Origin of the sequence: Hippea maritima DSM 10411 (assembly GCF_000194135.1) — a bacterium.
Classification (GTDB): domain Bacteria; phylum Campylobacterota_A; class Desulfurellia; order Desulfurellales; family Hippeaceae; genus Hippea; species Hippea maritima.
Genome location: NC_015318.1, coordinates 624,185 through 641,444 on the forward strand (window position 1 = coordinate 624,185; position 17,260 = coordinate 641,444).

Below are 17,260 nucleotides of genomic sequence, written 5' to 3' on the forward strand. Positions count from 1 at the left end.
ATAGAAAGGGCAGCTTTGCTGCCCTCTTTTAGGTTAGGATTGTTTTAGAATCTGCGGGGTTTTCTTTCCCTTGCTTCGTTAACCTTTAGGTTTCTACCACCAAAATTAACACCGTTTAAAGAATCAATGGCTTTCTGAGCATCATCGTCGCTCATCTCAACAAAACCAAATCCCCTTGACCTGCCGGTCTCTCTGTCTGTGATAATCTTTGTGGAACTTACCTCTCCATACTCTCCAAACAATTCTTTAAGCTCATCCTCCGTTGTAGAGTAGGGTAGATTACCCACATAAAGCGTCTTAACCATAAAAACACACCTCAACAAAAAATCTATTGCTAAACACCTTTGGCATTTAGCTCTCCATTAACCTATGGTTGTAAGCCAACGGAGTTGATGGTTTATATCACAGCCCACCGGCTTTGTCAAATTGTTTGGACAGTTTTATTTATTTTCGTATAATGGGTGCAGAAATTTTAAATCTAAGGAGTGGGAAGATGGAAAAAAAACTTTTGACACTTGGTCACAGTCCTGACCCGGACGATGCGTTTATGTTTTACGGTTTAAACATAGAAAATGGAGTGGACACAAACGGTTTTGTTTTTGAGCAGATTTTGAAGGATATACAAACATTGAACGAGATGGCCATCGATGAAAAATTAGATATAACGGCCATATCTTTAGCTGCTTATCCGACAATCTCAGATAAATATGCAATTCTTTCAAGCGGCGCAAGCATGGGGTATAAATACGGGCCTCTTGTAGTTGCAAAAGAGAAGTTCGGTCTTGATGAGCTTAAGAAAAAACTTATTGCCGTGCCTGGGAAACTGACAAGCGCCTATCTTGAATTACGCTTGCTTTTAGGCAAAGACATAGCTGTTGAGGTTATGCCGTTCGATGAGATATTTGATGCAGTAGTATCTGGAGATGTTGATGCAGGACTAATTATCCATGAAGGACAGTTAACCTATTCCAACTACAATCTAAAAAAGATTATAGATTTAGGTGAGTGGTGGTTTGAAAAGACTCAACTGCCCCTTCCTTTAGGTGTTAATGCCATCCATAGAAAATTTGGCGAAGATATGAAGAAGATTTCCAAAATTCTCAAAAACAGTATTTTATTTTCCTTGAATCACAGAGATGAAGCTGTGGAATATGCCCTAAATTTTGCAAGGGGAATGGATAAGGGATTAGCAGACAAATTTGTTGGCATGTATGTAAATGATCTTACTGTTGATATGGGAGAGAATGGCCTAAGGGCCTGTAAGCTTCTGCTTAGTGAGGCCTATGATAAAGGATTGATAGATAAACTGCCAGAAATAGACCTTGTCTAAAAAATCCTTTGATGTTGCAATAGTGGGTGCGGGGGCTTGCGGGCTTGCCTGCGCCCTTCATCTTAAAACGACCAGTGTTGTAGTTTTTGATAAAAAAAGCGGTGCAAGAAAACTATCCATAACAGGTAATAACCGCTGCAATTTGACTAACATCCTGCCATTTGATGAATTTCTGGAATCTTATGGTAAGAATGGAAAGTTTTTGCGTGATGTATACTCATATTACTTTAGAAATGAACTTTTAGAAGAGCTAAAAGGTTTTGGCGTTGAAGTTAAAATAGAAAACAATAAAGTCTATCTTTCAAATATGACATCAAGACAACTTGCTAATATATTACTTAAAGAAACTAAAAAAAAGGCAGCCTTTAAACCATATGAATCGGTGAACTTTTTAAGGAAAAATAATGGTTTATTTGAGATTAGAACACAAAAAGGTGTATATTTTTCCAAGGTTGTTGTCTTGGCTTGTGGTGGTATGAGTTATCCTCATACCGGTTCTGATGGTTCTTGCTATAACTTTGCTCAAGGGTTTAATCATGAAATAGTTCACCCTCGACCCATGGAGGTGGCGTTTTGCTCATCTGGCTGTGATATATTTAAGGGGTTAAGCTTTCAGTCTAAAAAGATTACCCTGAATGTAAAAGGTAAAAAATATAAAATTAGAGGTGATTTTATATTTACACATTTCGGCATAAGCGGACCAGCTATTTTTGAGCTTTCTAAGTACGATTTTAATGAGGCTGAACTTGTTATTGATTTTCTTGATACCCAAAGAGAAGATTTTATTAATGGTTTACATAACTACAAAGGTAAAGTTAAAAACTTTGCCTGCAATTTTGTTCCTTTGAGATTTGCAACTGTTTTGCCATTTGCCCAAGATAGGGGTTGTAGGTTGAGCAAAAAACAGCTAAATACAGTAGCTAATTTTTTGTCTAATTTTAAATTGAAAGTTAAAAAATGTGGCTTTGATAAAGCTTTTGTTACAGCAGGTGGGGTTAGCCTAAAAGGTGTAAGCCCTAAAACACTGGAGTCCAAATTAGCAGAAAGGCTTTTTTTCTGCGGTGAGATTCTAAACATCCAAGGCCCCATAGGCGGATTTAATCTTCAATTTGCCTTCTCAAGCGGCGTGTTTGTAGCAAAATCTATAAACGATATGTATTTATAATTAAAAATACTTTTTCGGTTTTTGTTTTTTGTATGATATAATTTTAAAAAATGAATTTGGAGGTGTACCATGAAGAGGTTGTTATTTGCTGTGTTATTGTCTTTTATTTTTGTTGTCAATGGATATGCCTCTGAGAAATACTCAACAATATCTACAAATTTCGAGATAACAAAGATGGTAAAATGTGATAGACTTATTGCTGGTTTTAGGGTTTGTGCGCAGGCTAATACATTTTCTGAGGCTTTGAATAGACTAAAACCTGTAAATAATGAGTTTTTAAACTTTTTATACAGTTTGCTGCCAAAGTCAGACATAAAGACAAGGGATGCCTATTCCTCGTCAAATGGTGCAGCTTTAATTGTTATGGTGGATACGAAAAAAATCTTGGTTTTGCCAAAAATTTTAAACTATATATCCACTAAAAAGTTTCCTTACAAGGTAGGCGTAGAGGTTTTATATATTTCATACGGCATATCTGATGAGACTCAAAATAAGGTAAAAAGCGAAATATTTAAAGATGCGCTTCAAAGATCAAAATATTTGCTAAATATTATAAATAATGAAATGGGACGTAAATACTATTTAGGTAATCTATATGTAAACTATTCGTTTGGCCCTATAATGCTTAGAAATTCTAATTTTGAAAGGCTTATGGCTAAAAGTAATACTGCTGTAGAAAGCACTCCGATAGAAACCTCATCAGGTTCAAAGCTAATAAAGGTTAATGTTAGATTCCAGGCTGTGGCTCCTATAAAATGAAAGCCATAGTTGTTGGAGCCGGCATAAGCGGTGCTTCAGCCGCTTTCCTTTTGAAGAAGTTAAACTACGATGTTCTGGTTATAGAAAAGCTGAGAATCGGCGGCAAGGCCTACAGCGTTGCGCAAAATGGCTATGTTATAGAGACAGGTCCAAATGGTTTTTTGGAAAACAAAAAGGAAATTTTGAATCTTGTTTATGAAAGTGGCTTTGAGAAAGAGTTAATCGAGGCAAACAAAGAATCACAAAGAAGATTTATCTACTCGAAAAATAAACTGTGGGAGCTTAAAAATAATCCTATATCCTTGTTGTTTAACGGCTTTTTCTCTATAGGAGGCATATTATCATTCTTGGAGGAGCCATTTGTTAGGCCGTTGCTTGAGGATGAAACCGTTGAGGATTTTGTTTTGAGAAGATTTTCAAAAGAGATGCTGAATAAGCTTATAGGACCTATGGTTTGTGGCGTTTTTGCAGGAGACCCCTCACGCATGAGTATGGAGTCAAACTTTCCGAGGATAAAGGAGGTAGAAAAAGAGCATGGTTCTTTAATTAGAGGTCTCATAGATTTAATGATAAAAAGGAAAGCCAGGGCTTCTTCGGCGAAGGGAAGCCTATCTGCGAATCTCTTGTCATTTAAAAACGGCGTTTTGAGTTTTATTGAACACCTTTTGAACGGTGTTGATGTTGTTTTCGATGAGATAGGGGAAATAACCAAAAATGAAAAATTTTATCTAAAAGGAAAAACGGCTAACTATTCTGCAGATATTATTGTATTTGCTATTCCAAGTTATGCCTTAACGAAAGTTTTCTGGGATGCAGACCGTGAATTTGCAAAAGCTGTTTCATCTGTAGAATATGCGCCTATGTCTGTTTTAGCTTTTGGGTTTAATAAGGAAGGGTTGCCCGATATTGTTAATTCTTTTGGTTATCTTTTTAATTTAGAAGAAATAGAGGATATCATAGGTGTTCTTTTTGATAGTAGTATATTTAAGGGCAGGGCGTATAAGGATAAGATGCTTATTAGGTGTATGGTTGGAGGAGCTTTAAGAAAAAATAGTCCTTTTAAATCTAATTTATTTGAAATAGGCATAAAAGAACTTCAAAGGAGTGCCTCTATTTTTTTACCGCCTGAGTTTTTTTATAAACTTGTCCATCCTAAGGCTATACCACAATACTCTCTTGGTCATAAAAATGTTTTAAATAGCGTGAAAGACTTCGAGGATAAAAATAAAGGGTTGTTTATAACAGGTAATGCTTTTTGGGGTATAAGCTTAAACGACTGCGTTAAGGCCTCTTACGATTTGATTGAAAGGGTAGGGGGTTAAAGCCCCCCTGTTTTTTATACGTCAAAATATAGGTAAAACTCAGCTGGATGTGGAATGGAGTTTACGTATTTAATTTCATTTTCGCGTTTGTAATCTATCCAAGTTTTTATTAAATCCTCTGTGAATACATCGCCTCTTAGTAAGAATTCATAATCCTTTTCAAGCTCGTTTAATGCTTCCTCAAGGCTTGCAGGCATTTTATTCACCCTTGCAAGCTCCTCGGGTGGTAAATCATAAATGTTTTTATCTAATGGCTCACCTGGGTCTATCTTGTTTATAATTCCATCCAATCCTGCCATAAGCATAGCTGTAAATGCTAAGTATGGGTTGGCTGTTGGATCAGGGAACCTTACCTCTATTCTTTTTGCCTTTGGTGATGGTGAATACATTGGTATTCTTATTGCTGCAGATCTGTTTCTTGATGAGTATGCAAGGTTAATTGGGGCTTCAAAGCCTGGTATTAGTCTTTTGTATGATATCGTTGTTGGGTTTGTGAATGCTGCCAAAGCTTTACCATGTTTAAGTATTCCACCTATATAATAAAGACCTATCTCGCTCAATCCAGCATAGCCGTTGCCTGCAAATAGTGGTTTTCCATCTTTCCATAAACTCTGGTGTGTGTGCATACCCGTTCCGTTGTCTCCAGCTAAAGGTTTTGGCATGAATGTTATAGTTTTTCCATACATAGATGCTACGTTTTTTGCTAAGTATTTGTATTTCATTACGTTGTCTGCTTGCTGTAGAAGCGGTGCATACTTTATGTCTATCTCTGCTTGGCCTGCCGTTGCAACCTCGTGGTGGTGCGCCTCAACTTCTATACCGGCTTTTTCAAGCTCGAGTACTATTTCGCTCCTTAGATCCTGTAATGTATCCGCTGGTGGAACAGGGAAATATCCTTCTTTGTGTCTTATTTTGTAACCTAGATTTGGGTCTTCATCTTTACCTGAATTCCATATACCCTCGATAGAATCAACTGAATAGTATGATGTATTTGATTTAACATCAAATCTTACATCGTCAAAAATAAAAAACTCAAGCTCAGGTCCAAAGAAAGCTATATCAGCTATTCCTGTGGATTTTAGATACTCCTCAGCTTTCTTTGCAATAGCCCTTGGATGCCTTTGGTATGGCTCTTTGGTTATTGGGTCTACTATATCGCAAATGATATTGAGTGTGTTTACCTCCGTAAATGGGTCGACAAAAGCCGTTGCAGCATCGGGAATTACTAGCATGTCACTTTCGTTTATGCTTTTCCATCCTCTTATTGATGAGCCATCAAAACCTAAACCCTCTTCAAAGACCTCTTCAGTTATTACATGTGCCGGTACTGTAAAGTGCTGCCAGGTGCCTAATAGGTCGACAAACCTCACATCTACCAGTTTAATGTCTTCTTCCTGAATCTTTTTTACCAACTCCTCTGGAGTCATCCTTTCACCTCCATTCCAAATTTGATTTATTTTAAGCAACTATTGTTCCGTTACTGTTGCAATAGCAGATTTACGAAAATTCAAGATAGATATGTATTTTTTGATTGCAATTTTGTTTACAAAAATGTAGAATTGCAAACATGATGGCGCGTATAAGTATCAAAGAAGGCTACCTATCAATTATACACGAGGTTAGTAAAATTTTAAGTAAAAAAAATTCATTAAATGAGGCGTTAAAAGAGATATTGAAGATATTATATTCCTATTGGGATGCCCCAATCTCTTTTGTTGCCCTCTATGATGAACAAAGCGCAAACTTAAGAATAACCGAAAGTTTTGGTATGACCAAGAAAGAGGTGTCAAGGGGTATATTTAAAAAGGGAGAAGGTATTATAGGAAGTATATTCAAAAACGAGATACCTGCTGTTATATACGACATAAAAACCAATCCTAAATACCTTAATAAAACAAAGATAGCAAAGAGGGTAGATAGAGAGCTTGTGTTTTTGGGTGTCCCTATAAAGGTAGGCGGAGAAAAGTTTGGAGTTCTCTGTGTGTATAAGGAAAAGGATAGGGAGTTTTCCCATGATGATGCTGTTAAGATGCTCTCAACTTTAGCTACTTTAATAGGCTTGACAAAGAAGATGTATGAGAGAATGGAGGAGGAGCGTAAGTATTGGGAAGAAGAAAAGGAGTTGCTTCTAAGTAATCTAAGCAAGGACTCCATAGCTCTAAATGACATAATAGGCGTTTCTGATGCTATTTCAAATCTCAAAAAGATGATACTAAAAGTAGCTGCTACAGATTCTACTGTATTGATTACAGGAGAATCTGGAACAGGTAAGAGTCTAATAGCTAAAACTATCCATAAATTGTCTTTAAGGAAAAACAAGCCGTTTGCTACAATAAACTGCGCAGCTATCCCAGAAAATCTTTTAGAAAGTGAATTATTTGGATATGAAAAAGGTGCATTTAGCGGTGCTATTTCAAGAAAAAAGGGTAAGTTTGAACTTACAGATGGGGGAACACTTTTTTTGGATGAAATAGGCGACATGCCTTTGAGTTTGCAGGCGAAATTGTTAAATGTTTTACAGGATAAAGAGATTTCAAGATTGGGAAGTGAACAGACAATATCTATAGATGTTAGAATTATTGCTGCCACAAACAAGGATATAAAAAAACTTGTTAGCTTAGGGCATTTTAGGGAAGACCTTTTTTATAGGATAAACGTTATACCACTCCATATTCCATCTTTGAGAGAAAGAAAAGAAGATATACCTATTTTAGTTGATTATTTTTTACGAAAATTTGGTGAGCGTTACAAAAAAAGGCTTTCGGTAGATAATCCTACAATGAAGATTTTAATCAACTATAGATGGCCTGGAAATATAAGAGAACTTGAAAACACCATAGAAAGATTGATTGTAATGAATGATAAAAGAATAACCCCTGAGGATTTACCGGATTATTTGAAAGAGGATATTGAGTTTGAGAAGGAGATAACAGATAAAGTCGGTTTTTCGGATATGCCATCAACAATAGAGTCTATAGAAAAGCAGCAGATTCAAGATGCCTTAAAAAAAACCGGCTATGTTAAATCAAAAGCCGCAAGACTGTTAGGATATACAATAAGACAGCTTGATTACAGAATAAAAAAATATGACATAAAGATTCAAAAACTGTAGATGTAGGCTAAAATTTTAGCTACAGCCTCGTAAAGTTCCTCTGGTATTTCCTCATTTAATTTAACCTTATAGAGACTTTCAGCTAAAAGGGGGTCTTTTTCTATGTATATACTATGCTTTTTTGCTGTTTTTTCTATTTTGTCTGCTAAAAAGCCTCTGCCTTTTGCCACAACTTTAGGCGCATTATCCTCTTGATTTTTATACCTTAGGGCTACGGCTTTTTTGCTGTCTTTATCCATTAATATTGCTTTTTAATTGTAAATAATCCTGTTAGGTTTAGGGTAATCCAGAAGCCTTTATTTAATACTGTTTTGTAGGAGCCGTCCTCTTGCTCTTCAGACTCCCTGTTGAAGTATAAATCAAGGCCAATCCCCCAGCAATCTTCCTGGTATAAGAAGCCAATTTTTCTTGATGGAAAATAATTATGGATGGTGCTTCTTTGTGCAGATGTATAAAGATAAAGGCTTTTTACAGGATAGATATATACTTTTCCTTTAATAGTATCATCTGTTAAATTGTAATTACTATCTCTTGCCATAGTATGTCCAAAACTGAATCCAAACCTTTTTATATTTATGTCTACATCCTCGCTTGAATCTGTGAAGACATGTTTTTTGAAAAAATAGTGTGCTTGGCTGTTTATAGTTAAAAAATTAAATGGTTTTATAATAGTTTGTTCATAAACAGGTGGAAAAGGTGTATGGTAGTTATGGGAAAAATCGTATTTAACCTCAAACTTGTTATAGAGCATATTTTTGTAGACAGGTGACTGATTGCTTAAATATTTTGCAGTTAAACTGTTTTCAAATGTGAAGGTGATTTGGTTTGTTTTGCTATAGGTGCTTACGAAATCGGGAAATTTTGATTGGTCTCGGTCAGGGATGTATTCATATTTCAATGTAGGTTTTATAGAGTGTTTTATGCCCTTAAAACCTTCTGTATTGTTGTTTAAAAATATGCCGTCTATTGTTGTACTTGTTGATAGTATGTAGTCTGGTATAAACGATCTTCTTGTAAACTTTTCATTATCTGGAGCGTTTTCCCAACGGGCATAAAGCTGGTGTATCCCTACTTTTGGCGTAAAATTAAAATAAGATATTTTTGCAGGATATGATAAAAATGCCGTTGTATCTGATGAAATGCCTCTATTGCCTTTTATTCTAAAGTTATTTGTAGTCGACTCTGAGAAGTCCAGTGTTAGATTTTTGTATAGTTTTTTGTTTATTATTCCTATTCTGAGTGAGGGAAGTTTCTGGAGTGTTTCTCTATTATTTTCAGATATCAAGTCTTGATTGTATTCACTATAGAGCGATAAGTAGTAGTTGGATTTAGAGATGTAATAGGAGGCTTTTGATGTTGTGTATCTATCTGAAGTCATTTTTATATTGTTTGCATTTATAACCCTTAGGTTGTTTTTATGATTGACCAGGTTGATATCATATTTAAATATGCCATAGTTTCCAAAATCGGCATATTGATTTGCCTTTATGTTTATCCTTGTTTTTTTATTCTTTTCACTTTCGTATGGCACCTTCTCTTTAAATATCGTTATGTTCCATTCTCCCTTTGAGTGTTTTGTCCAATAGAATCTATATTGCCCTTTAACTCCATTGCCTTTCCTTGAATATGTAAATGGATATAGGGTTATGTCTTGAGATGGTGATAAATTTATAAAAAACGGTTGAATATACTCAAATCCATTGATATTTGATGAGCCTATCTGTGGCATCAAAAACCCTGTTTTTCTTCTTTTATCTAGATTTCTATAAAAAAATGGCGAAAAAAATATTGGCATCTTTTTAGCCTTGAAAATGACCGGGTATGCAAACAAATAATCCCCTTTTACTACATAGGTTTTATGGGCTTTTATAGACCATTTTGGAGAGCTGTCGTCTTTAAAGTTTATAAAATCTTGGCATTTGCAGGTTGTTATTATGCCGTCTTTTATAAAATACCTATTTTTCGAATATACTATTATCTTTTTAGCCCTTATATACATGCCTACGCCGTTATTTTTTGAAAATAAAACCGCATTTTTTATGTACCCTTTGTAGGTTGAATAATTTAGTGCAGCTTCTTTGCCTTTTATCCAGTTATTCTTCTTATCAGTCAATATAACATTGCCCTTTGCCGTAGCTATAGATGTTTTTGTATTATAGCTTACCTTATCGGCCTTAAGAGTATAATTTTCATCATATATTAGGCAGCTTCCGTAAGCGTAGTATGTGTTGAGTTGCTTGTTATAAGAGACATGATTTGCCTTAATATGCACTACGCTGTCGCTTGCAAATGCGGTTATTTGTATAAACAATAACAAGAAAAGAGAAGTAAGGAAAACTGCTTTTCTCATGCTTTTGAGTATATTAAAAAAATGGATTTTAAGCAATAGATAAATTTATGTTGAAATTATGTTCTTATTTAATTATCATTAATTAAAATTTAATTAAGTTTTAGGGGGGTTGCTATGTTTGATTTTAAAAGTTTTCTGGGTGGTACACTGCTTGGCTCAACTTCAGTTGGTTTTACTTTTCTTAAGCTGTTTCAGACCAAGATGGTTAAAGAGATTGTAAGCCCTAAGAGTTTCGAGGAGACTTGCAGTGCCATAGAAAAGGTTGTGCCTGAATTTGCAGATGAAGGGTGGGGCTTTCCTTTCGGCAAGTGGGATTTCTATAAGGTGTTTGAAAGTAGAAATATTGAGGTAAAAGACATAAACAAAATTATGGTTTATTTTTTATGCAACGCAAAACTTGCTGCCCAAGTTATAAATGTAAATCCAGCTATGATGGGTATTATGCCATGCTCATGGGCGGTAAATGAAAAAACAGATGGAAAAGTCTATATAGCAAAAATAAATATAGGGTTAATGTCAAAGATGTTTACAGGAACGATAAGAGAGATGATGCTTGAGGTGGAAGAGACAGAAAAGAGGATGTTTGAGCGGATTTTTGCATAAAAAACCCGGGTTTTTAGCCCGGGTTTTGATCTTTTTAAACTTCGACTCCAGTCCTTAAGCCTCCCCAATGTTTGCCTTCAACATAAATAGGAACAGACATATCATACATTGCATTCCCTGTGTCCCTCAAATATGTCTGAACCAAGAGTGGTTCTGTATTTCTTGCGCAGGCAAGACCTACCGGGTCATCAAATTTTCTCTTAGACCTATTATTTATCAAGTCTTTTTCATAATCACCTGTTAGAGGCTTATCGTAAATTGAGTTATGGGCTGCTGCATAGCCATTGTTGTCCACTAACAAGAAGTACTTAAATTTGTTATTTTTGGCCAGATACTTGTCCTCAATAGGCTGAATATATTTTTTAATAAAGTCTGTGAATCTTGTTTCATACTTCTGTGGATTTGTGTTTGGAATAGGCCTGTAATCTCTATCCCATATATCGGATGATGATATTACGCCGTTTTTGATTGCATTATTGATTGTATCTTCTATCTCCTCTTTTGCTTGCCTTAAGAGTTTATATATATCCTCCATTGGATGGTCTAACTTTAGTTTCTGAAGCATCTTAAATGCCTGATTTGATACCTCGGTTAAATCAACGCTCTGATTTGCAACCTCATTCAAGCTGCTTACCACCTCACGTGTAGAGTGCGTTACTGTTGTAACAGTTTGGGTTACCTCTTCAATCGATGCCGACTGTTCCTCAACAGCAGCTGTTATATTTGAAAGCATTTGGGATGCCTTTTCTATCTCTCCTACTACATTCTCAAATGTATTCTTTATCTTTGCGGTCTCCTCTCCGCTTTGTTTTATCTTTGAGGCAATCTACAAGTTTTGGTCTATTAGCTTTTCTGCATTAACACTTACTGTGTTTATCATTTCGTATATTTCATGTGCGTTTGATTGCGTTTTTTCTGCTAACTTTCTCACCTCATCAGCAACAACGGCAAAGCCGCGTCCAGCCTCACCAGCACGGGCAGCCTCAATAGCGGCATTTAAAGCCAAAAGATTTGTTTGGTCTGCTATATCATTTATAACGTTTACTATGTTTGATATGTTCTTTAGATTATCCCCAAGCTCATTAATTAAGTGTTTTCCGTCCTCCATCATTTCTACATTGGATTCCATGGCTGTTTCTACATTTTCAGCGATTAATAGGACTTCTTTTGCTGCCTGTTCAATTTCACTCATGAAATTGCTAAAATCCTCAACATTCTTTGATATATCCGTAATAGCATAAGATGCATCTTTCATTGTTGAGTTTATGGCATCAAACTGTTCCATATTCTCATTTATTGCGGTAATTGTTTTCTTGAGTTCGAAATTAAATTTAGCATTAAATACACTGGCTTTTCCTGCAGCCGTGATAAGGTTACCTATTGTTGTATTTATAAGCTCTTTGAATTTCTTCATAAATGTTTCAACAAATGGCACAGAGGGCGTTTTTATCTCTTTTAATAGGTCTATCCTTTCATCTGATATAATATCCTTAAATTGCCTGTTTATTTTTTCCACATTTGATATCAACTGATAATAGTAGTAGGCAAAATTTGCTGCTGCAAAAAGGACAGAAGCGCCTATAAAAAACAACAGGAAATGATTTGTGAGCGCATCTTTGAAAAATACATAAGAAATTATACCGAAAATAACATAAAGTATAAATGTGATGGTTGTAAAGCTAAATAGCTTAAATAGCATGAGCTTACCTCCGCATGCTTAAAATTTACCTCCCCCATATAGTACAGAAAAACTCGTAAAAGTCAAGAACAGCTATTGTGTTTTTTACTTTGAAACAGCTATTTTGGCACGTCTAATTTTTTTATTGACAAACGCAAAAAAATTACTATATTAGGCTTCAGCAAGAGCGGGAATAGCTCAGTTGGTAGAGCACGACCTTGCCAAGGTCGGGGTCGCGGGTTCGAGTCCCGTTTCCCGCTCCATTTTTATTTACGCAGAAAACAATCAAGGCGGCATAGCCAAGTGGCTAAGGCACGGGTCTGCAAAACCCTGATCCCCGGTTCGAATCCGGGTGCCGCCTCCAATTTCATCTTGCCGGGGTGGCGGAATTGGTAGACGCAAGGGACTTAAAATCCCTTGGGACTATGTCCCGTGTGGGTTCGATTCCCACCCTCGGCACCACTTAAAGCCTTTAATTAAGCCAATCTCAGTTAAATCTGAGGTTGGCTTTTTTTATTGCTTTTTTTCTTCGGACACATTTCGGGCAATCAAACCCCCATGCGTTGACCTCCTGAACTACCAAACCCCCTCGCAACGGTTAAAATATATTTCATATCTTCTCAAAAAATTCTGTAACACAAGTTCTTAATATAGAGAGGCGGTAAAAAAGAGAGGCGAGAACACGTAAAAAGGAGAATGGTCATGGTTAGTGTTGGTGGTTTTGATTTTATGCACACATACGTGAGGCTGCACGGGAATCTCGTCGCTTATTACGCCAATACCCTTTGCAGGGCCTTTGGTATTAGCCCTAGAAAAGTCGTGTTTGCCGCTTACTTTCACGACTACGGGAAGTATAAGTGGGACTATGATTTGTTTACAAAACCAGAGTTAAGTGAAGAAGACTGGGAAGAGATTAAAAAACATCCCAAAGAGAGCGTTGAAATAGTTTTGAAAATGATGCCTGAGAGAAAGGATTTACTTCTTGAGGGTTCGCCAAGCATACTGGATTTGATTTACCTGCATCATGAAAAGCCCGACGGGTCAGGATATTACGGAGTGAAAGACATACCGGTTGAGTCCGCGATCATTTCAATTAGCGACATATTTGACTCGTGTGTAAGCGATAGACCATACAGAAAGACAATGTCGGATAATGATGCTATTGAAATAGCGCTACAGCTTTACGGAGGTTATCTGGATTTACACGGTTATTCTTCTGATGTGGCACGGGAAGTATTAAAAAAATCTGTCACCAAAATAACAATACTCAGTACAGCGGGGTGAGAAGATGATACGAAAAGCGATACCATTTTTGGTTGTATTGTTGTTTTTGGTAATACCGTTGGTGTCTTATTCATCTGAGTACACATGCCCTTATGGATTTACCCTTTCAAGCGATAACTCGACGTGTTACACTCAGCCTCAATGCCCCACTGGAAGCAGTTATAATTCAGCTACAAACAGATGCGAAGAGCAGCCCTCATCTGGTGATACGCCGTGTTCACCTGGATGGAATTATGACAGAGAAAATAGTGTGTGCTATATTCAGGCTAATTGCCCTGATAATTCCACTTTGCAGAATGGTCAATGTGTGACGCAGCCTACAGTCATTGATGGTGGCCAGCCGGATAACGGAACGGCAATTTCTGGATGGTGGTGTTCCAATGACAGTAATGACCCTTCAGACGCAAAGCAATGTTATGATATTGACGGCGGGGATCACTTATGCCCTATTGATATGGAGCGTTGTCTTGCAACTTACGGTGATCCCACCTGCCCAAGCGGTGGAACGGTTGACCCAACCCTGCATAAGTGTGTTTCTCAAACAGGGCCTGCATGCCCTAGTGGTTATACGGCGAGCGGAGATAAATGTGTCGCCAATCCTACCTGCCCAGGTGGAAGCACATACAATCCAAGCACAGATAGGTGTGAGATGGCGGCGAGTGAGTCTGGTGGTGGTGGGGGAACTTCGTGCACTACAAGAGCATGGTATAATAATTTTTTTGGGAAAACATTTTATTTTAATTTTTGCATAGAACTATCTAATGGAAAGATAAGAGTTAATGTAAGAGATACATCATTTGGTGATTATAATTATCATTATGGCAGTTGGGTAGATATATCTGGTGGTAGTGGATCTTCATGCGTAAGTTTGAACGGCGATTACTATTGCGTAGATACATCTAATGATAACATAAGAGTTAGGTTTACTTCTTGGGATTCTTCTATTGGTTCTACCCGTTCATTTACCAGTAATTGGCAACCTATCTACAGTGATGGTTCTACATGTGGTGGTAATTCTACTTCGTATATTATTTGTTTAGATATATCTAATGGGGGTATAAGAGCTAGGTTGCATAGCTATGATTCTGGTTGGAGCTATGGTCAATGGGTTCCGATTTTAGGTTACACCTGCCCATCCGGCTGGACTCTTTCAGGCTCAACTTGCTATCAAGCAGCTTCCTGTCCTTCTGGAGGCAGTTTAGATGGTTCAACTGATAAATGTGAGGCTAACTATATATGCCCCTCAGGTTATACTTACAACTCCACTGACAACCTCTGCGAAGCCTCTCCTCAATGCGACAATGGAACATTTGACTCTGATAACAATCAATGCTATGAGGGAGACAACACCTGTCCCAGCGGTGATTACTCCTGCCTTCCTTACAACGGCGCTAATTATTGTTCTCCTCATTCCTGCGTGGATTTAGGTGATCCAGGCAACTCTGAGACTACTCAGGCTGACTTATCATCTTACACTAATGATGGACAGCGCGACGACAATGGCAACTGCCTAGGAACCGTTTACATCTTCAACGGCAAACCCTACGAGTGCAGAACGGCAGGCCTGCAAACGATGTTTACCAACTGCTGTTCCGAGGCTTATAAAAAGCAGGGTAAAGTTTTAATGATACTGCCGCAGTGCAACAAAGAGGACGCAAAAACAGATCAATTTGTTCAATCTGGTGTTTGCCATTATGTAGGAAAATACTGCTCATGGCATGTAAAACTATTGGGCTGCCTACAGCACAAAAAAGTTTACTGCTGTTTTCATTCTAAGCTTGGTAGAATAATTCAGGAACAAGGAAGACCGCAGTTAGCCAGTTTTGGATATTCCGGTGATTGGGGAGACCCCGAAAGCCCTAACTGTCGTGGGTTTACACCTGAGGAGTTTCAAATGCTTGATTTTAATAAAATAGATTTGAGTGAGTATTTTGGGGATGTTGCCAAGAAAGTAGCCGGAAAACAAGGAGAAATACAGCAAAAAGCTCAGGATAACATACAAAACTTTTACAATAACACCAGGTAAAAAAACTGTAACACCCCTCCCTATATATAGGAGGAGGGGTGTTATGGATTGGAAAGAAAGTTTTCCGAAAGAGTATCGTTGCTATGAGACGGCAAACGGCATTCTTTATAACGCCGATTGCCTGGAGTTGCTGCCTTGCATACCTCAAGAAAGCATAGATCTTATACTCACCGACCCGCCCTATGGCGTTGGTTCGAACGAGAGAAACGGCATTAACTACAAAGACGAATTCTACAACGTTGATGAAGTATCAAGTTTTCTTTACGGTAGTTTAAAAGACAACTCAAGGGCCTATGTTTTCACTGCTCAAAAAACATTCATAGACGTTGCCAAATGGTTTGAAAACAACGGCTTTTACCTGCATCAAACCCTGATATGGTATAAGAAAAATCTTGCCGGTGGAACAAAAAAGAGAACTTACGACTTTACCTCAACTTATGAGCAAATCCTCAATTTCCACAAAGGCAAACCTCACTTACTCAAAAAAGACCACCTTTCTGACGTGCTCGAATTCCCTCAACCCCAATCAAACTACACACTCGATAAACGCTATCACATTCACCAAAAGCCTCTAAAACTAATTGAGTACCTAATCTATGTGTCCACAAACGAAAATGACATAGTCTTCGATCCTTTTGCAGGCTCAGGCACAACTGCCGCCGCAGCTGAGAGACTTGGAAGAAGATGGGTAGCGATAGAAATTCAACCAGAATACTGTCAGATAGCAAAAGAGAGAATTAGGCGATTCGCAAGTATAAAGCCTTTAATAGGCTTTGGATGTTAGGTTTTTAGGAGGTAGAAGGTATGTTTGTTTATATTTGTCATCCGATTAGAGGTAATAGCGCAGATGATAAGATCAAAAACCTGAAAAATATACTAAAAATCGTTCGCACAATAAACCTTACCATGCCTGAGGTAGTCCCGCTTGTTAACTATTTTGCTGATTGTTTAGCTTTGTGTGATGGCATTGAGGAAGAGCGCAGAAAAGGCCTGGAAAACGACAGAAAGCTCCTTGAGAGCGGTATAGTTGACGAGCTCTGGGTTTTTGGCGACGAGATATCAGAAGGCATGAGAGAAGAAATAGAAATCGCCCAAAAAATGGGCATACCAATAAAACATATAGAAAAGGAGGTTTTCTTTGATTTTGGCGTGTGATCCCGGCACAAAACATTGCGCTTTTGCTTTATATAAAGACGGAAAATTGATTGCAACATACAAAGTCAAATCCACTTTTGACAAGCTCAAAGGTTTTTTCTCAGCGCTGAATATAAAAAACTATATTTTTGTGATTGAGGATCAATATCTCAACCTCAACGTCAGAACGCTCAAGGCTCTGGTTGAAATTCGAGCTACCGTTTTAACCCTTGCACGTATATACAACGCATCAAACTGCATCGTCGTTCCGCCCCAGAAGTGGCAAAGAACAATGCTCGGCGTGCACATAAAATCAAAAAGAGAACAAAGAAAAAATGCATCTCGCCTGGCGGCTTCGGAGATTGCAAAGGAGAAAGTCAAAGACAGCGATGTTGCAGATGCTATCTGCATAGGCGATTATGCGAATCGTATTCACTCACTGCAGGCTCAGCAAAACTGTAACACACCTCTCTATATATAGAGAGGTGTAAAAGAGC

At 37.5% G+C, this 17,260-nt stretch carries 16 protein-coding genes, 3 tRNA genes and 1 pseudogene; 14 read left to right on the top strand and 6 right to left on the bottom strand.

Features of this window, described 5'->3' with window-relative positions:
- Nucleotides 1-44: 44 nt before the first annotated feature.
- Entirely contained in the window at nt 45-305 is a 261-nt protein-coding gene (gene rbp / locus HIPMA_RS03185) for an RNA-binding regulator (protein WP_013681629.1), read from the bottom strand.
- A 188-nt stretch (nt 306-493) separates the two neighbouring features.
- Here rbp and HIPMA_RS03190 point away from each other — a divergent pair, with 188 nt between their 5' ends.
- From HIPMA_RS03190 to hemG, 4 genes are all read left to right on the top strand, one after another.
- Nucleotides 494-1,330, top strand: a complete 837-nt coding sequence (locus HIPMA_RS03190; protein ID WP_013681630.1) for an MqnA/MqnD/SBP family protein — start codon at nt 494-496, stop codon at nt 1,328-1,330.
- Nucleotides 1,323-2,495, top strand: a complete 1,173-nt coding sequence (locus HIPMA_RS03195; protein WP_013681631.1) for a BaiN/RdsA family NAD(P)/FAD-dependent oxidoreductase — start codon at nt 1,323-1,325, stop codon at nt 2,493-2,495. Before HIPMA_RS03190 ends, HIPMA_RS03195 begins: the two co-directional genes overlap by 8 nt.
- A 69-nt stretch (nt 2,496-2,564) precedes the next feature.
- Nucleotides 2,565-3,254 (top strand): SIMPL domain-containing protein, encoded by a 690-nt coding sequence (locus tag HIPMA_RS03200; protein WP_013681632.1) that lies wholly within the window; start codon nt 2,565-2,567, stop codon nt 3,252-3,254.
- Nucleotides 3,251-4,576: a protoporphyrinogen oxidase gene (gene hemG / locus HIPMA_RS03205; protein ID WP_013681633.1), complete on the top strand. Its 1,326-nt coding sequence runs from the start codon at nt 3,251-3,253 to the stop codon at nt 4,574-4,576. Before HIPMA_RS03200 ends, hemG begins: the two co-directional genes overlap by 4 nt.
- 14 nt (nt 4,577-4,590) lie before the next feature.
- Here the strand turns inward: hemG and glnA are convergent, their stop codons facing one another.
- Nucleotides 4,591-6,003, bottom strand: coding sequence for a type I glutamate--ammonia ligase (gene glnA, locus HIPMA_RS03210; protein ID WP_013681634.1), 1,413 nt, complete (start codon nt 6,001-6,003; stop codon nt 4,591-4,593).
- A gap of 140 nt (nt 6,004-6,143) precedes the next feature.
- Here glnA and HIPMA_RS03215 point away from each other — a divergent pair, with 140 nt between their 5' ends.
- Nucleotides 6,144-7,688, top strand: a complete 1,545-nt coding sequence (locus HIPMA_RS03215) for a sigma-54 interaction domain-containing protein (RefSeq protein WP_041323944.1) — start codon at nt 6,144-6,146, stop codon at nt 7,686-7,688.
- On the opposite strand, the gene HIPMA_RS03220 is transcribed toward HIPMA_RS03215, so the two are convergent.
- Together HIPMA_RS03220 and HIPMA_RS03225 are read right to left on the bottom strand one after the other, a co-directional pair.
- Nucleotides 7,676-7,927, bottom strand: coding sequence for an EscU/YscU/HrcU family type III secretion system export apparatus switch protein (locus HIPMA_RS03220; RefSeq protein WP_013681636.1), 252 nt, complete (start codon nt 7,925-7,927; stop codon nt 7,676-7,678). The two genes, HIPMA_RS03215 and HIPMA_RS03220, sit on opposite strands and share 13 nt — an antisense overlap.
- Nucleotides 7,927-10,038 carry an LPS-assembly protein LptD gene (locus tag HIPMA_RS03225; protein ID WP_013681637.1) on the bottom strand — a complete coding sequence of 704 codons (2,112 nt, stop codon included), beginning with the start codon at nt 10,036-10,038 and terminating at the stop codon, nt 7,927-7,929. The genes HIPMA_RS03220 and HIPMA_RS03225 overlap by 1 nt, the downstream gene beginning before the upstream one ends.
- A gap of 114 nt (nt 10,039-10,152) precedes the next feature.
- Here HIPMA_RS03225 and HIPMA_RS09100 point away from each other — a divergent pair, with 114 nt between their 5' ends.
- Nucleotides 10,153-10,641: a DUF302 domain-containing protein gene (locus tag HIPMA_RS09100; RefSeq protein ID WP_013681638.1), complete on the top strand. Its 489-nt coding sequence runs from the start codon at nt 10,153-10,155 to the stop codon at nt 10,639-10,641.
- A 34-nt stretch (nt 10,642-10,675) separates the two neighbouring features.
- Here HIPMA_RS09100 and HIPMA_RS03235 read toward each other — a convergent pair whose 3' ends face one another.
- Together HIPMA_RS03235 and HIPMA_RS09805 are read right to left on the bottom strand one after the other, a co-directional pair.
- Nucleotides 10,676-11,374 (bottom strand): methyl-accepting chemotaxis protein, encoded by a 699-nt coding sequence (locus HIPMA_RS03235; RefSeq protein ID WP_013681639.1) that lies wholly within the window; start codon nt 11,372-11,374, stop codon nt 10,676-10,678.
- Between the two features lie 170 nt (nt 11,375-11,544).
- A pseudogene (locus HIPMA_RS09805) lies at nt 11,545-12,340 on the bottom strand (methyl-accepting chemotaxis protein); the annotation flags it as partial.
- A 166-nt stretch (nt 12,341-12,506) separates the two neighbouring features.
- Between HIPMA_RS09805 and HIPMA_RS03245 the strand changes: the two are divergent.
- The 8 genes from HIPMA_RS03245 to HIPMA_RS03290 all read left to right on the top strand — a co-directional run bounded on the left by HIPMA_RS03245 (nt 12,507) and on the right by HIPMA_RS03290 (nt 17,244).
- Nucleotides 12,507-12,582: transfer RNA gene (locus HIPMA_RS03245), tRNA-Gly, on the top strand.
- Nucleotides 12,583-12,608: 26 nt separating this feature from the next.
- Nucleotides 12,609-12,683 (top strand) — tRNA-Cys (locus tag HIPMA_RS03250).
- A 10-nt stretch (nt 12,684-12,693) separates the two neighbouring features.
- A tRNA-Leu gene (locus HIPMA_RS03255) sits at nt 12,694-12,781 on the top strand.
- A 240-nt stretch (nt 12,782-13,021) separates the two neighbouring features.
- Nucleotides 13,022-13,603 carry an HD-GYP domain-containing protein gene (locus HIPMA_RS03260; RefSeq protein WP_013681641.1) on the top strand — a complete coding sequence of 194 codons (582 nt, stop codon included), beginning with the start codon at nt 13,022-13,024 and terminating at the stop codon, nt 13,601-13,603.
- Between the two features lie 4 nt (nt 13,604-13,607).
- Nucleotides 13,608-15,629 carry a conjugal transfer protein TraN gene (gene traN, locus HIPMA_RS09385; protein ID WP_013681642.1) on the top strand — a complete coding sequence of 674 codons (2,022 nt, stop codon included), beginning with the start codon at nt 13,608-13,610 and terminating at the stop codon, nt 15,627-15,629.
- A gap of 43 nt (nt 15,630-15,672) precedes the next feature.
- Complete coding sequence (locus HIPMA_RS09105; RefSeq protein ID WP_013681643.1) at nt 15,673-16,413, top strand: DNA-methyltransferase; 741 nt, start codon at nt 15,673-15,675, stop codon at nt 16,411-16,413.
- Nucleotides 16,414-16,433: 20 nt separating this feature from the next.
- Nucleotides 16,434-16,784, top strand: coding sequence for a DUF7768 domain-containing protein (locus tag HIPMA_RS09110; protein ID WP_013681644.1), 351 nt, complete (start codon nt 16,434-16,436; stop codon nt 16,782-16,784).
- A complete protein-coding gene (locus HIPMA_RS03290) occupies nt 16,768-17,244 on the top strand; it encodes a RuvC family protein (protein WP_013681645.1) in 477 nt (158 codons plus the stop codon). Before HIPMA_RS09110 ends, HIPMA_RS03290 begins: the two co-directional genes overlap by 17 nt.
- The last annotated feature ends 16 nt before the right edge of the window (nt 17,245-17,260 follow it).